The following is a 16991-nucleotide window of genomic DNA, read 5'->3' on the forward strand; positions in this document are numbered from 1 at the left end:
ATGGGTGCAAGCGAGTGCCAGGCACTCGCCTCGCTGGCAAGCCAGCTCCCACAAGGATGCGGGGCGGCGATGCTACGCGCACCGGCGCATGCCCTCAAGGCAAGCACCGGCGCCCATGCCAGGGCTTATGGCCCTTCACCCCGCGATCAGGGCGCTCACGGCCAATATGAAGATTTGTTCATGCACCTTCAGTTTGCCTGGTCTGCGGCCAACAGGTTGTCCCGGGTCTGCTGCTCCACGGTGCGCTGGATCTCCCGCGCCAGGGTTTTCACATCATGCTGTTCGATCTCCTTGGGCATCACCTGGAAGCCGATCGAGTTGTAAAGCCGTCCCCACGCCGCCTGGGCATCGGAATAGGCCGCCTCGCGCTGATAGCGCGACAGCAGCAGGCGTCCCTCGGCGCGGATCAGTTCCAGTTCGCTGCCCAGCGCAGCATTGCGCGAAGACTGGGCGTAGTTGAGCAGGCTCTGGTCCACCCGCAGGCTTTCATCGGCGAACTCCACCTCCTGGCGGGCCAACTGGTAGCGCAACAGGCCGACCCGGACCTGGGTGAGAATCGCCATGGACAGCGCGGTACGGCGCATGTCGTCGGTCTTTTCCTGGCTCTGCTCCGCAGCGGTGATGTCGGGGTACTGCAGCAGGCGCAGCAGGTTCATCGAGACATTGATGCCGGTCTGGTTCCAGTCGCTGTTGTACAGGTACTTGTTGGAGTCGTACTCGTAGCCGTAGTTGAAGCTCACGTTCGGCCACAACTGGGCCTTGGCGATCTTCAGGTCGTTCATGCTCACGCGCTTGCGGTACCACTCTTCCATGATTTCCGGGCGCCGCTCCAGGGACAGGCGCTCCAGCTGCTCGACATTGCCGGTCAACAACGGCAGCGGCTGCTCGGTACTGTCGGCCAGTTGCATGCGGGTGTTGGGCGGCAGCGACATCAGGGCGGCCAGCTCGGCACGGGCGAACTCCAGGTCCTGGCGGCGCACTGTGAGCATGTACACCGAGTCGAGCAGGGCGCGCTGGTAGGCAAGGATGTCCTGGCGTGGCAGCAGGCCCTTGCCCTCGGCTTCGCGGGCCGCGGTCAGGGCGCGGTGGGTGCGCATCAGCAGGCCGTCCACCTCCGGCAGCAGGCGCTGGGCAGCGAGGGCGCGCCAGTAGGCGTTGCGCACGTCCTGCAGAACGTTCTGCGCGACCTTTTCCCGGCGCTCCTCGGCCATCAGCATCTGGTCGTTCTTCTGCTGCGTGCGGAAGTACGCCACGCCGAAGTCCAGCAGGCTCCAGGACAGCCCGAGGCTGTACAGGGTGCGGTAGCGTTCTTCTGAGGTGGAAGGACGCAAGCTGACCTGGCGGTCCTCGATACCGATCGAGGTGCCGCCGGAGTCGTTGTTGCGCCCGGCGTAACCGGCCGAGGCGACCAGGCGCGGCAGCATCTCGTGGCTGGAGACATCGCGCAGGTCCGAGGCCAGCGCGCTTTCCAGCAGCTTCAGGCGGTAGTCGAGGTTGTACTTCAAGGCCCGCGCCGACGCTTCGTAGAAGGTGATGGGGCCGTTCACCGGCTCCTGCTCCTTGTACATGCGCGCCTGGTCGTCGATCACCCGCTGGCGCATTTCGCTTTCGCTGTAGGGCTTGGGCTCGAAGGCCGAGCAGGCGCTGAGCAGGACGCTGACGGCAGCGAAGCTGCTCAGGCTTTTCAATGGCAATGCTGGCATAGGCAATCCTTGGTCCATCCGTGAATAGGCATCAGCTTCATGGCGCGTTGCTGCCGCGGCGTTGCGCAGCCTCACGCAACTGCGCACGGAAGCCATGCGCAGGCTGTGGTTGGTTTTCCGGGGCCGGCACCATGTCGGTCGGGAAGGGCGCCCACACTGAAGGGTCTGGCAGCAGGCCGTCAGCGCTCAGGCTGATGACGCCGTGACGGCCGTCGACCCAGTCCTTGTCCTCGGCGCTCTCGCGCCGGCTATCGCCCACCGCACGGGCAACGAACTGGCCATTGACCAGGCCAAGCTGGCTGCCGAGCGACTGGCTTTCGATCTCGGGGGTGGCGAACAGGTGCACATTGCTGCCGTCCGCACCCCAGGCGGACAGGGTCAGGTTCTGGTTGACCCGCTCCACCACCGGGGCGACGAAGATGGCCGGGGATACATCCGGCAAGGGCAGTGTCGTGGTGCCTGTGTGGGCATCGCGGTCGAAGTAGGGCCCTGGTGGGATGTACGGCGTCGAGATATCCAGGGTGATGGTCAGCAGGGCCTGGTCGGTGGCCCCGGCAAGGTCGCTGATGGTGTAGGTGAAGAAGTCCTTGAGCACCTGGCCCAGGCCCGCCGCCGCCAGTACGTCGGGGTTGCTCAGGTCGATGGTGTAGGTGTAGCTGCCATCGGCGTTGAGCACCAGGGTGCCGTACTGGCCAAGGATCGGTTGGCCGATGACCCCGAGGGTGCCGGTGCCGCCCTCCTGGCCGGTGCGAATGCCGGTCACGGTCAGCCCGTCGCCGCCATCCACATCGCTGTCGTTGGGCAGCACGTTGCCACTGGTGTGCGGTGCGGGCACCTGGTCGCTGGCGGTGTTGCTATCGTCGCGGGCAACGGGGTTGTCGTTGGCACCCTGGATGGTCACGGTCAGGCGCGCATCGGACGTGATGCCGGCGGTGTCGCGCATGCGGTAGGTGAACACCTCGCGCAGCGATTCGCCGGCACTGCGCATGGCCTGCACGGTGGGGTTGCTGTTGTCGACGACATACTGGTAACTGCCGTCGGCATTGATCAGCAGCGTGCCGTAGAGGCCCTGCAGCAATTGACCTGCGCTGGCGGTGCGGCCATTTTCGCCGATGTACTGCACCACGGTCCTGGTCTCGCCGTACTGCACGCCATCGATGTCGGTGTCGTTGTCGAGCACATTGCCCCGTGGGTCGACCCCTGCGGTGCCGTTGTTCACGCCGCCGGCTTCCACCGCCGCAGCGGTGTCGTCATGGGCCTGCGGGTAGTCGTTGCGCCCGTCGATGGTGATGCTCAGCACACCGTTGGCGGTGCCGCCCCAGATATCGCTCAGCAGGTAGGTGAAGTTGTCGACCAGGGTCTGGCCGCTCACGCGCAGGGCCTGGACGGCTTGCAGGCTGTTGTCGAGTTCATAGTTCCAGGTGCCGTCGGCGTTCAGCGTGAGGTCGCCGTACTGGCCGCGCAGGGTTTGCCCGACCTGGCTGGCATTGCCGGGCAGGGGGCCGTTGCCGGTCCAGAACGCCAGCACTTCCAGGGTTTCCGGGAACAGGATGTTGACCGTGTCCGGGTCGCTGTCGTTGTCCATCACGTTGCCGCTGGGGTTGCTGCCCGGGATGTTGTTGTTGACGCCGCCGGCTTCCACGGCCATGCCCTGGTCGGGGCCGGCGACCGGGGGCTGGTTTTCGCCGCGGATGAAGATGGTCAGGGTGGCGGTGTCGCTCAGCCCGCCGCCGTCGGTGACCTGGTAGGTGTAGTTCTGGATGACGAAGCCCAACGGGCCCAGGGCGATGATGTCCGGGTCGTTGGAGTTGACCACGAAGCGGTAGCTGCCGTCGGCATTGAGGGTCAGGGTGCCGTAGTTGGTGGTGACGGTGGTGCTGCCGGTGACGGGGTCGAGGGTCGGGTTGCTGCTTTCAGCGCCCACGCCCACGGCGGTGACCACCTTGGTGTCACCGGCATCCACGTCGGTGTCGTTGTTCAGCACATTGCCGGTGGGGTTGCGCCCGCCGTTGCCGTCGTCGTCCACGGCCACGGCGAAGGCGAAATCGTCGCGCGCCACAGGCGTGTCGTAGCGGCCCTCGATGGTGATGTTGATCTGCGCCTGGGCGCTTGCACCGGCGGTGTCGTGCATGCGGTAGGTGAAGGTTTCGCGCAGCTGTTCGCCGGCCTTGAGGGCCTGCACGGCCGCCAGGCTGTCGTTGACGGTGTACACGTAGTTGCCGTTGGCATCGATGCTCAGCGTGCCGTAGGTGCCGGCCACCACGGTGGCACCGGCAGTGACCTGGACGAAGGTGCCGCCTGCGGCCAGGGTGCCCAGATAGATGCCATCGACCGTCTTGCTGTCGCCGGCATCCACATCGCGGTCGTTGACCAGCGCGTTGCCGCTGCCTGGCTGGCCTGCGGTGCCATTGTTGACGCCACCGGCCTCGATGGCGATGGCGCCGTCATTGGTAGCGATGGGCGTGTCGTTGCGGCCATGGATGACCACGGTGAAGGTGGCGGTGACCACCTTGCCGTTGCCATCGCTGACGCTGTACTGGAACACTTCGGTGAGCCGGTCGGCATCGGTGCGCAGCGCCTGCACTGCACTGTTGCTGTTGTTGACCACATAGCGGTAGTTGCCCTGGGCATCGAGCACCAGGCTGCCGTAGTTGCCGGCCAGCGCCTGGCCGGGGGTTGCCGTGGTGCCGTTGGGGCTGACCACCGCGCTGATGGTCAGGGTGTCGCCGTCCGGGTCGCTGTACGCCGTGCGGATGCTGCCGCTGGGGTTCAGGCCGGGGGTGGCGTTGTTCAATCCGCCGGCCTCGATGGCGTCGACGCGGACCGGGTTGACCACGGGCGGGTCATTGACCCCGGTGACAGTGATGACCAGTTGCGCCTGATCGGTGAGCCCGCCGCTGTCGTGGATCCGGTAGGTGAAGACCACGTCCAGGCTCTGCCCGGCCTTGAGCGCGCGAATGGCCGGGTCGGCGCTGTTGACCACGAAGCTGTAGGTGCCGTCCTGGTTGAGGATCAGCTGGCCGAAGTTGCCGCTGATCAGGCTGTTGTCGGCCAGGCGAGCGACGCTACCGATGATGCTCGCCGGCGCGCCGTTGGCCACTGGGGTCAACGTGCCCCCGGCGCTTTCCAGGCCACTGCGCACGCCGTCCACCTTGAGCTGGGTGGCGGTCGGCTGGTCGAGACGGTCGACGTCGGTATCGGCACCGACGCCCGCGTTACCGGTGATCACGTTGCCGCTGGCATTGACCGGCGCCGGGCTACCATCGCTGGCACCGGCGCTGGCCGTGCCGCGGTCGTCCACGGCCACCGGCGCATCGTTGGCACCCTGGATGGTGATCACCAGCACGGTCACCGAGCTCAGGCCGCCGGCGTCGACCATCTGGTAGGTGAACTGCTCGACCAGCGAGTCGCCGGGCGACAGCGCTTGCACGGCGGGGTTGCTGTTGTCGACGACATACCGGTAACTGCCGTCGGCATTGATCGTCAGTGTGCCGAAGTTCGCCAGCACGCTGGCCGCCTGGCCGCTGACGACCGGGAAGATCCGGCCGCCACCCGGGCCGTCGAAGCGGACCGAGTTGACCTGCTTGGTCTCGCCCAGCGCCACCGAGTCCACGTCGGTGTCATTGGTCAGCACGTTGCCGATGGCGTCCCGGCCCGGCGTGCCATTGCGGGTACCGCCGGCCTCGATGGCGGTGCCGACATCACCATTGGCGATCGGGGTGTCGTTGGCCCCGTGGATGTTGATCTGCAGCACCGCGCTGCTGGTCAGGCCGCCGCTGTCGACGATGTCGTAGCCGAAGGTGTCGGTGATGAAATTGCCAGCGGTGCGCAGCGCCTGCACCGCCGGGTTGCTGTTGTCGACGATGTACTGGAAGCCCCCGTTGGGCCTGATGATCAGGGTGCCGTACAGCCCCTGTATCACGGTGACGATGTTGCCACCCACCGGCTTGCCGGTCAGGTCGGCGTTGCTGGCGATGTGGGTGACGGTGAGTACGTCGTTGTTGGTCTGGATATCGACGTCGGTGTCATTGGTCAGCACGTTGCCGGTGGGGTTCACCCCGGGGTCGGCGTTGTTGAAGCCGCCGGCCTCGACGGCGATGGCCAGGTCCGCGTGGGCCACCGGGGCGTCGTTGACCGGGTCGATGACGATGTTCATCACATCGGTGTCGGTCAGTGCATCGGCCGGGTTCTGGCCGGGTATGCCGTCGCCGTTGAGCGGCGCATCGCCGAAGTTGCCCTGGTCGTTGGTGACCATGGTCAGGGTTTCGGGGTTGCGGAAGGTGTTGAAGTCCTGGTCGCCTTTGTAATACAGCTGGCTCAGCAACACATTCAACTGGGCCAGGGTGCCGGTCAGCACCAGGCTGCGGCCGGCCCCTGCGGGCGGCGTGGCATTGGCGGCAGGCGGCGTGGCGGTTTGCCAGAGGACACCGTGGACCACGCTCAGGGTGATGGTCAGCACGCCATTGGCATTGCCGGCGTTCGCGTCCACGTCACTGACGGTCAGGCCCCCGATATGCAGCACGGTGTCTTCCTGGCCATGCTGGTCGGAGACGGTGTTGACCGGCGCCTCGTTGATGTGCACGTAGCCGGCATCGGCGGTGCCGGTGGTACCTTCGCCCAGGCTCAGGCTGATGCTGCCCAGGCCGGCGGCCGCTGCGGCGGTATCGGTATCGATACGCACGCGGAAGTTGTTGCCGGCGCTGGCCTGGTGGGTCTGGTCCACGGCGATCAGGTAGTTGCCGGATGGCAACAGGGCGAACTGGTACTGGCCGCCGTTGGCGGTGGTGGTGGTGAAGGTGCGGTCGTCGGCGGTGTTGAACAGGCCGTCGTCACCCGCCCAGGTCAGGGTGACGCCGATGCCGTCCAGGCCGGGACCGTCGGGGCTGGTGTTGTTGGTGGCGCTGCGGGTGTCGTCCCACAGCGTGCCCTGGATCACGCCCATGCCGGCGCCGTCGCTGAGGATGTAGTTGTTCAGGCCGCTGACGCCGTCCTGGCCGTTGCGCTCGCCGGTGGCACCTCCCGCGGTGGCCGGCAGCGAGCCGCCCCAGCCGCTGCTTTCGAAGTCGCTGGGCAGGCTGGTCCAGGTCAGCACGGCGGCGCTGGCGGCGTTGTCGGCGAAGGTGACGTTGGGCAGGGTGACGGTGTAGATCACCTGCACCGAGTCGTTGGGCGCCAGCCGGGCGAAGTCCACGGTGATCCCGCTGCCATCGCTGAAGCTGATGCCGCTGGGCAGGTTGGCAAGGTCCAGCGCCACGCCGTTGAGCAGGATGCTCTGCACCTGGTAGTTGCTGCCGCTGGGGAACTGGTCGACCAGATGGGTCTCGTAGGCGGGTACGCCACCGTTCTGAGTGAAACTCACCGACACCGTGGCGTCGGTGGTGCCGCTGACGCTACCGGGCGCGACGTTGATGACCGACTTGTCCATGCCGGTGAAGCTGGGCTCGACCACGCGTTCGAAGATCGTGTCGCTGCGGCCCCGGTCGACGCCGCCGTTGGGGCCTACATGTTCGAACACGGTCATGCCCAACTGGGGCGCGGTGTCCTGGTTGCCGGCCACGTTGCTGACACGCACGTTGAACTCGAGGATCACCCCTTCGATATCGCTGTCGTTGATTTCGGTGTTGGTCAGGTTGCCGAGGCTGAAGGTGATGGTCTGGCTGCCGTCGTCGTGGGTAATGATCTCCAGGCGGCCGTTGCCGATGTCGAAGATCCCGGAGGGCACGGTGCCGCCAAGGTCGGGGTGGATCGGCAGGGCCACGTCGCTGTTCTGGTTGCCGGTCATGAACAAGGCATTGTTGCTGACCAGGTCGGTGGCGTCGGTGGTAAGGCCGCCGAGATTGCTCGACACCATCGCGATCAGGATGTTGTTGAGGTTGGCGGGGATGAACTCCAGCCCTGCGGCCAGCTCGATGCGGATCTGGTAATCGGGGTTGTCGCCGGTCGGTACCAGCACCGCCACCCGGTAGCGGATGATTTCGCCAACCGCCACGGTTTCCACCAGGCCGCTGGTGTCGGTTGCGCCGCTGGCATTGCTGGCGGGCGGGGTATCGGACACGCCGCCGACGCGCGACACCTGGATGCCGTTGGTGACCGGGATCAGCAAGGCACTGAGCACGCGGTAGTCGTTGAGCACCCCGCTGTTGAGCAAGCCGTCGTCGCCACTGCGCTCGCCATTGACGGTGTCGGTGGTGCTGTTGCTGCCGTCCAGGCTGCTCCAGCGCACCTGGACATTGTTGGGGATCGCCGCTTCGCCCGCGGCGGTGGCATTGACCACGCCGGTCAGGGTGATGACGATGCTGCCGCCATTGGCGATGTCGATGTTGGCACCGTTTTCGGTCACCAGCTGGCCGTTGCGAATGACGAAGTCGACGCCGCCGCTTTTGGTGGCGCCGCCGAGGTACTGGATGGTGCCGCTGATCACCAGGTTGTCGATCTCGGTCGGCAGCACGTCGAGCAGGCTGATGTCGAACGCGTTGGTGCCGGAGTTGTTGGCCACCGTGATGGTGAAGGTCACGGTATCGCCCTGGTCGAAGCCGCCGAACGCCGGTGTCGAGGTGATCTGCTGGGTCACCGTCAGGGTCGGCTCGACGATGGTCACACCGGGCTGCTGGGCGCTGTTGACACTGCGGTCCACCGCGACCGTGCCGTTGGGGGTATCGCCGTCGGGGTCGCTGTGGACCAGCTGCGCACCATTGTTCAGCGTGGTGCCTTGCTGGTTGCCGGTGACGTTGCTGGCCACCAGCACCAGGCGGATGACGAAGCTGTTGTTGCCGGTGACGTTGTCAGCGTTCGCGCCTGCCGAGCTGAATACCAGCAGCAGGTCGGCGCCGTCGCTGCCGTCGGGGGTGACCGGGTTGACGTTCAGGGTGCCGTTGAAGTCCGCGCCCAGGGCCGCACTGCCGGCCACAGTGGTGATGATCTGGAAACCCAGGTTACCGTTGAAGCGCGGGTCCAGGCGCAGGCCGGGCGGAATCAGGTCGTTGATGCGCAGGCTGCCGGTGAAGCCTTCCGGCAGGTTGACCACGATGTCGTAGGTCATGCTCTCGCCGATCACCAGGTTGCTGCCGGTGGTGTGGCTGGCGCTGGAATCGTCGTTGCTGAGGCTGCCGTCCTTGTAAGTCTTGGAGATGGTCGGCGCGGCGACTTGCTGGTTGGCCACCTCCACCAGGTCGGTGGGGGTGAAGTCCTGGCCGCCGTCGACGCTGGCGTAGTTGGTCAGTGCTGCGCTGCTCTGCAGGGTACTGGAGGCGAGGATGGCATTGCTTACCGTGACATCGTAGGTGATCACCACCACGTTGGCGCCGGACAGGTCGGCGGCGCTGCCGCTGCGCCCGGCCAGCAAGGTGGCCTGGCCATTGGCGTCGAGGAAGGTGATGGTGTTGCCGGTGACCCTGTAGTCGGTGCCGGCCACCAGCAGGGTGCCGTCGCCGCGGTAGATCTGCAGGTTCGCCGCCGCCAGGCTGCCGTTGACGAACGACAGGCCGGCGGGCAGGGTGATGCTGGTACTGACATCGAAGGCTCCGCCGCCACCGCTGTTCTTCAGCGCGGTGGCCAGGCGCAGGGTGTCGGCACCGTCGATGCCGCTGACGTTGCCGTCCACGGCGGCCAGGCTGGTGACATTGCCGGCGAAGGGTACGCCGCTGGTGCCGGGGGCGGTCCAGCTGCCGGTGGTGCCGGTGACCGTGCCGTGGCTGCTGGATACCACGCCATGCTTGATATCCAGCACGGGCTCTGCGACCGATTCGATCACCGCCACGTCGGAGGAAGTCAGCACGGTCTTGTCGACCGTTGTCGTCTGGCTCGATTGCGCCAGTACGTCGAGCTCGCGCTGGTCGGCGAACGGCTGGTCGCCGACCCGCATGGTGAAGCGCACCTGCACGGTGCCGCCGGCAAGTCCGCCCGAGACGAAGTTGCCAAAGTCGAAGATGATCGAGTTGCCAGGGCCGGTGGTGACGCTGTCGGGCACATCGAGGATGGTGTTGCCACTGCCGAAGCTCCATTGGCCGACACCGGTGCCGAAGCTCCAGGTGATGCCGTTGGCGTCGAGCAAGGGCAGTGGCAGGTAGGCGGTGAGCTTGAAGTTCTCGTAGTCGGCCACCAGCAGGTCGTAGCTGATGGTGAAGGTCACCACATCGCCCGGGCGCAGTTCGCCGTTGCTCGGCGGGTTGCCGCCGTTGACCTGGGTCAGCTCGATATCGACCGTCGAGGTATCGATGGTGCTGGAGGTGCTGGAACCATCGCTCTGGGTGCCGCCCAGGTTGACCGCATCACGCAGCACGGTGGCATTCACCGTGGCGTTGTTACCGACGCTGTCGCCTTCGTTGAGCTGGTCGTGGGGCGGGTGGTCGGTGGTGTAGGTGGCGTCGATCAGCGCGTCGTAGACGATGCTCAGGCGCGTGGCACCTTCGCGCACGTCATCTGCATAGAGGTCGCCGAACAGCGCGGCGACGCCCGGGCCGGCAACGGCCCGGCGGATCGATTCGGCAATGTCGAATACCAGCGTGGTACTGCCGTCGGCGTTCACCGTCTGGGTGTAGACCAGGGTGATGGTCTGGGAGGTGCCCCCCTGCTGGATGACCAGCGTGGGCGGGTTGCTCGGGTTGAAGGTCTGGCCGTCGCTGAGCAGGTCGGTCACGGTGAACTGACCTTGCTCGAGGATGTTCTCGCCGAAGGCGAAGAAGTCGGAGATGGCCACGTCCATGGTGTAGCGTAGGGTATCGCCGGGTGTAAGGCCAGGGGTGCCGACGTCGTTCTGCAGGTTGACCTGCTTGAGCAGGGTGATCGACTTGGCGACGAAGGTCACGCCCTGGCCGTCGCCGGTTTCGCTGAACGGGTAGCCGTTCGGGTCGACCGGGCGGTCGCGTGGGTCCAGCGGGTTCCAGTTGCCGGTGACACTGGCGGTGCCGAAGTTGATGGTCACCGGGTTGCCGGTGGCGGGGTCGATCACCGGGCGGCCGTTGGCGTCGATTTCCGGCACGTAGAAGCTGACCTGGGTCGCGCTGGCGCCAGTCAGGCTGTCGTAGTGGATGTCGTAGCTGGCGACGAAGGCATTGGGGTTGGCCAGCGCCAGGGCGATCTCGGCGGGGTTGGTGAGCACCGTGCCATCGTGCAGGGTGACCGAGGCCAGGGTGCCGCCGGGGCCCGGGGTGATCGCGCTGACATGCACCTGGTCGGGCACGGTCTGGGTCACGGTGACGTTGCTCAGGGTCTGGCCGGGGGCCGGTGTCACGGTGACGGTCTGGGTGCGCGTGAAGTTCGGCCCGGTGACGGTTTCGCCTTCAGGCATGTTGACGGTCTGCGTGACCTGCAACAGCGTCGGCGTCACGACAAAACTGTGCAGCGCGCTTTCCACCAGGCTCGGGTCCTGGACCGGGTTGTTCACCGAATCGTTGCCGTACTCGAAGCCGGCGCGGGTATTGATGGTGAGGTTGGGCGCGCCGTCGGAGTAGCTGGTGTCGGCCAGGTTGCTCAGCTGCGCGGTGATCAGGATGTCGATGCTCGGCTGGCCGTTGGTGACGCTGGCGTAGGGTAGTTGCAGGACCACCATCTGGTCGCCGGGCTTCATGCCGACGCTGGCGGCGTTGATCACCAGGGCCTTGCCGCTGGCATCCTTGGCCAGCGGATGGGTGGCATTGCCGTTGGCATCGAAGGTGATGACGAAGCTGTTGACCGCCTGGCCCAGGTAGGTGGCGGACACGAAGCTCGCGCCATCATTGCCGTCCCGACCGGTGGCTGGCATGAACACATCGATGAACGGGGCGTAACCTTCCTGGGTCGAGGGGTTGCTGAAACTGACGGTGAAGTTGAACTGGGTGCCCAGTTGCACCTCGGCGCCGCCGCTGCCCAGGCTGGCGGTGGGGCTGGCATCGGCCAGCAGGCCCTGGAAGCTGTCGAGTGTGGTGGCGGCCAGGGCGATGGTCTTGTCCACATCGCCACTGCGCACTTCAAGGCGCCAGTCGCCGCCGGCCAGCTGGCTGCCGGTGGCATTGCTCGAGGCGCCGACGTCGGCGCCGGTCCAGCGCGCCAGTTCGGCGACCAGCGCCTGGCCGGCACTGCCGGCACCGACATCGCAGCCATACAGCTGGATGTCCGCACCCGCGTTGAGTTCGCCGCGCCAGGCGCTCAGACGGTCGCCCAGTTGTTCGACGCTCTGGCGGGTGAACACCTGGTTGCCCAGGGTGAACTGGCCGGAGGCACCGTGGGAGAACACCTGGATGGAGTCGACCTTGCCCAGTTGCGCCAGGGCGTTGCTGATGGCTGCGACGGCATCCTGGCCGGGGTCGACCACCAGCGCGGTGGTGCCTGCCGGCAGGTTGGCGGCGAGCTGGTCGCGGTTTTCCAGGCGCGCATCGATGACCACCAGGTTGCGCGGCGCGGGGGCCGGCGCGGCGGTCTGCGCTTCGCTGGCGGTGGGCGCTGGGTGGCTGCTGTCCTTGGCGTCTGCACTGCCGGGGTCGCTGTGGTGCTGCTGGTCGACCGCGGCGGCAGCGGCGCCGTCGAACAGGATGCGCTGTTCAAGGGCAACCGTTTGCGACCGTGGGCGCAAGGCAGTGGCGAAGCCGGCTTTGTGGTGGGTATCCATGTCCATACCTGCTGGGTAATTCGACTGCGAATTTGTCGGATCTACCAAGCCTAGACGGATTTTTCAAAGGAGAATGAGTAGCCGCCGAGAGGCACTATCAGAACCCGCTTTCGCGCAAGCCAACGCCCAGCAACCATTTGCCCAGCTCACCCAGCACGCTGCGCCGTTCCCCTTCGATCTGCAGCTTGCCGCGGGTTTCGCGCACGCTGGGCAGTGGCTCGTCCAGGGCGACCAACATCTGGAACAAGGCCGCATTGGGGGTGAGTGACTGGCCGCTGGTCGGCACCGGGCCGCCGAAGTGCGATGACAACATGCGGTGGGCCAATTGGCTGGCGCGGGTACTGCCGATGGCCAGGACCTTGCCATGCAATGCCGTGGCCTGGCCTTCGGGGTAGAACTTCACGGGGTTGCCCACCGCCAGGTGGTGCACCTGGTCCTGGGCCACGTAGGCGTCGACCTGCCAGTGGCTGGGGTCGATCAGGATGCCCAGCGGTTCCTGGCGATTGAGCCACTGGCCGGGCTGCAAGTCGCGGTCCACGTCCAGCCAACTGCCGGCGAACGGTGCCTGCAGGTTGAGGCGGGCGATCTCCCTGCGCGCGGAACGGGCTTCCTCGTTCTGCACCTGCAGGCGTTGCTGGGTGGCGGCATCCTCGGCCAGCCCGGCGGGGTCGGCCAGCAGCCCCGAGAGCCGTGCCTGGTAGCTGCGCGCAGTGGCTTCGCTGCTGCGCATGCGCGAATCCAGGTCTGGCTCTTCCAGCACCGCGAGCACTTCGCCGGCCTTGACCTGGCCTTGCCCATGCAGGCGCTTGAGCTGTGCAGGGTAGGGCGTATAGACGCGCAACTGGTGTTCGGCCCGCGCCACGCCCACGGCATCCACCTGGCTGTGCCAAGGTACGGCCAGGGCCAGCACCAGCAGCCCCAGGCTCAGGTAGAACAGCCGCTTGCGCTGCCCGGGAATGGACGCGCGCTGCTGCCACCAGTGGCTGAGCTCGCGCTTGACCGGCAAGGCGATGAACCACGCCAACTCGACCATGAACAATACGATCCCCAGCAGTTTGAAGAAGAACAGGTACACCGCCACGGCGATGCCCAGGAACAGCACCAGGCGGTACAGCCAGGTGGCGAAGGCGAACGCCACCAGCAGGCGCCGCTGGCTGCTGGGAAACGGCTCTGGCCAGGCCTCGCTCAGCCCCAGCAGGTTGCGCCGCAACGCCACCCGCGCCATGGCCGAGGCGCGCTCGTGCAGGTTGGGAAAGTCGAGCAGATCACTGAGGATGAAGTAGCCGTCGAAGCGCATGAACGGGCTTGCGTTGAGCGCCAGCGACAGCACCCAGCTGGTGGTCGCCAGGTACAGCAGGGCATTGCGCAGTGCGCCGTCATCGCACAAGGCCCAGCCGAGGGTGGCCAGGCCCGCCAGCGACAGTTCGGTGACGATGCCCGCCGAGGCGATTGCCAGGCGCTGGTGGGCACGCTTGAGTTTCCAGCTTTCGCCGGTGTCGGTGTACAGCATCGGCCACAGCACCAGGAACGCCACACCCATGTGCCCGACTCGCAGGCCCAGCCGCGTGGCCACCAGCGCGTGGCCAAGCTCGTGCAAGGTCTTGGCCACCACCAGTGCCAGGGCGAAGCTCAACAACCCTTCGGTGGAGAACGACTCCACCACCGCATGGGTGAAGCTGTCCCATTGCTGCATCACCAGAATCACCCCCAGCAAGGTCAGGGTGAGCACCAGCACGCCGGTGAGCGGGTGGAACAGCCAGCCCAGGGCCGAGGCCAAGCGCTGCAACCCGGCTTGCGGGCGCAGCAGCGGGATGCGGAAGAACAGGTAGTGGTGCAGCCACCAGCGCCAGCTCGACCAGGTGCGCGCAGCGAAGGCGTTCTGCAGCCTGGCCAACTGCTCGGGGCCCGGGCGCAACAGGTTGTGCTGCTCGAGAAACGCCCGCAGCGCCAGCACCTGCTCGACATCGGGCTTGAGCGCGCTGTCACGCGACACCTGTTCGCTGACCTGGCGCGGGGTCTGGCCCCAGCGCAGCAGGCACTCGAACTCCAGCCACCCGATGCGGTAGAAGCGGTTGAGCACCGTGTCGTGGATCATCCACGCCGGTTCCCCCTCACGGTTGTCGGCGGCTTCGCACAGGCGTAGGTCCTCGCGCAGCGGCGGCAGTGGCAGGTCGCTGAGGTCGAGCATCACCAGCCACTCCAGGCGCGCACGGTGGCCAGCGGGCGACGCAGCAGGTAATAGCCGAGCATCACCCGGCCGCCGTAGAGCTTGGCAGTGCCGTGCAGGCCCAGGCGGGCGTGCTCGGACTGCTCGTCGATGCTTGCCAGCAAGCGGTAGGCGACCACACCGTCGTCGCCGGCCTTGGCCTGATAGCTGGTCTCGAGGATTTTCCCCCGCAGCGGGCTGAGTGGGTAGGCGGTGAGAAACAGCGTGACCTCGGCGCCCGGCTCCAGGGCGATGGCGTCGGCCACGGCCAGCTGGATCTGCATCGCCGGTTGTGCAGGGTCAGCCACGTGCAGGATGCGCTCGCCAGTCGACACCGGCTTGCCGATCCAGTCGTTGGGGTCGCTGAACACCGCGACGCCGGCCCGTGGCGACACCACCTGGGTGCGCCGCAGCTGGGCCTGCACCGCTGCCAGTTCGGCCCGGCGTTGCTGGGCACGGCCTTGCAGCAAGGTCAGTTCGTTCTTGCTTTGCGGGTTGTCGAACGCCCGCTGGCTGGCGGCCAGCAGTTCGGCGTCGGCCACCGCGACCTCCTTGCCGAGCACCTCGGCGCGACTGCGCAAGGTGGTCTCATCGAGGGTGAACAACGGCGTGCCGGCTTCCACCGGCTGGTTGGGGCGTACCAGCACCTGGGCGATCACGCCGTCGATGGGCGAGCTGATGATCTGCGCCTGGCGCGAGACGATCTGCGCCGGGGCCAGTGCCGTCTGCCGCACCGGCACCAGCAACAGCCCGGCGGCCACCAGCAGGGTCAGCAGCACCTGGCGGCGGCTGGGGCGCCAGCGGGCGATCCGTCGACGTCGGCTCAGCGCCCGCCAGCAATAGGCCCAGGTGCCGGTCAGGCCGTCCAGTTGCTGGTGCAGCATCGGCGGCGGCTCGGCGTCCAGCAGCAACACCAGCACGCCGAGGCGTTCGTGGTCAGGGCCGTGCAGCGGTATGCACCACAGCCCCAACGGCCACCACTCGGCCCAGCCCTGGGCGATGTCTTCCGGTGGCGCGGCAGTGGCCTGGGTCAGCCAGGTGGGCTGCGGTTCGACCAGGTGCTGGGCCAGCCAGCGGCTGGCGCGCGTGAGCCAGACCAGATACGGCGAATCCTCGCTGGGCCGCGCCAGCCCGGAGACGCACAGCAGGTCGAGGCTGGCCTTGCCTTGCTCGAACACCAGTGCCTGGTGGAAGGGCAGCAGCGGGTAGAGGTCGTTGGCCATGCTGAACGCCAGGGCGCCCAGGGTCTGGGCAGCCATGGCCTTGTCGCGCAGGGCGTCCAGTTGCAGCAGCAACTGCGGATGGGGGAGCGGCCTATTCACGGTCATGGTCGAACCGCGCCGTGCCGCTCATGCCGGCCATCAGTTCAGGGAAGCGCTGGTCGAAGCGTGCCTCGAGCTCCACGGTCTGCGCCACGGCATCGACGCGGGCGTTGATGACGCTGACCTTGGCCGGATAGGTCTTGCCCGTTTCGTGCACGCTCACTTGCAGCGGTTGGCCGGGGCTGAGGTCCTTCAACTGGCTCGATGGCACATTCAGGCGCACTTTCAAGGCGCCGTCGCTGACCAGGTCGAACAGCGGCGTACCGGCGCTGACGGTCTGGTACGGTTTGACGTAGACCTTGGCGACATGCCCGGAAAACGGTGCCAGCACCTGGCAGTAGCTCATCTGCGCCTCGCCCATGGCACGCGCGCCATCGGCCTTTTGCACTTCGGTATTGGCCGCGGCCACCTCGATATCGCCCACCGCATCGAGCTTGCGCAACTGCTTCTTGGCGTTCAGGTTCTGCCGCGCCATGGCCAGTTCGGCCACCGCGACCTTGCCCCGCGCCTGCGCCTCGCTGCAGTTGAAACGTGCCAGGGTGGCGCCCTTGGCCACGTGTTCGCCGAAGCTGGTCTTGAGCTCGCCCAAGGTGCCGCTCATCTGGCTGGACAAGGTGGTTTCCAGCTCGGCGGCGAGCAGCACGCGGATCAGTTGCGGGTCTTCGCCAGTGGGTTCTGGTTCGGCATGTACGGCAATGCTGGCCAGGACCAGCAACAAAGGCAGGTAACGGCGTTCAACGACGGGCAAAGTCATCCTCGACTCCTTTCTGAGAAACTTCGAAAAAGCGCAGCGCAAACGTTTCGAATTCTCATACTAGGAAGGAAAGTCGCACTTTGCCCGGTCGTGACGGATTTCAGGGTTTCACCACCTCGATCGGCGGGAATTTGTAGCTGCCTTGCTGCACCGCTTTGCTAGGGCCGTACAGGCGCATCACGATGCACGCGTCCTTTTCCGGAATGGGGCAGGTAGTTGAGGTTGCTCTCATCACCCTTGGCGCTCAGTTCGAGGGTGTAGTTGCCATCGGCATCCGGCTTCAACGTGCGGTCGCCACGGCTGTTGGTGCAACGTTCGGTTCGCACTGCAGCCCTTGCAGCGGAGCCTGTCGCAGTGTAGTAGAGCTTTTCCAGAGTGATGCGCATGGGCCGATTCGCAGGTGCCAGTGCCTTGTACTAGGGTG

6 protein-coding genes are annotated in these 16991 nt (G+C 66.4%); all 6 read right to left on the reverse strand.

What is annotated here, in order from left to right; genetic code table 11:
* Positions 1-188 precede the first annotated feature (188 nt).
* Positions 189-1703, reverse strand: a complete 1515-nt coding sequence (locus tag PPL01S_RS15785) for a TolC family protein (protein WP_028624928.1) — start codon at positions 1701-1703, stop codon at positions 189-191.
* A gap of 37 nt (positions 1704-1740) precedes the next feature.
* Positions 1741-12285, reverse strand: a complete 10545-nt coding sequence (locus PPL01S_RS15790) for a cadherin-like domain-containing protein (RefSeq protein ID WP_028624927.1) — start codon at positions 12283-12285, stop codon at positions 1741-1743.
* Between the two features lie 97 nt (positions 12286-12382).
* Positions 12383-14473 carry a site-2 protease family protein gene (locus PPL01S_RS15795; protein WP_016395135.1) on the reverse strand — a complete coding sequence of 697 codons (2091 nt, stop codon included), beginning with the start codon at positions 14471-14473 and terminating at the stop codon, positions 12383-12385.
* Entirely contained in the window at positions 14473-15819 is a 1347-nt protein-coding gene (locus PPL01S_RS15800) for an efflux RND transporter periplasmic adaptor subunit (RefSeq protein WP_016395134.1), read from the reverse strand. The genes PPL01S_RS15795 and PPL01S_RS15800 overlap by 1 nt, the downstream gene beginning before the upstream one ends.
* On the reverse strand, positions 15806-16567 hold the full coding sequence (locus PPL01S_RS15805; protein ID WP_016395133.1) for an efflux RND transporter periplasmic adaptor subunit: 762 nt from the start codon (positions 16565-16567) through the stop codon (positions 15806-15808). The genes PPL01S_RS15800 and PPL01S_RS15805 overlap by 14 nt, the downstream gene beginning before the upstream one ends.
* A 158-nt stretch (positions 16568-16725) precedes the next feature.
* Positions 16726-16953 carry a hypothetical protein gene (locus tag PPL01S_RS25730; protein ID WP_028624926.1) on the reverse strand — a complete coding sequence of 76 codons (228 nt, stop codon included), beginning with the start codon at positions 16951-16953 and terminating at the stop codon, positions 16726-16728.
* Positions 16954-16991 lie beyond the last annotated feature (38 nt).

The organism is Pseudomonas plecoglossicida NBRC 103162 = DSM 15088 (genome assembly GCF_000730665.1).
In the GTDB taxonomy this organism is placed as follows: domain Bacteria; phylum Pseudomonadota; class Gammaproteobacteria; order Pseudomonadales; family Pseudomonadaceae; genus Aquipseudomonas; species Aquipseudomonas plecoglossicida.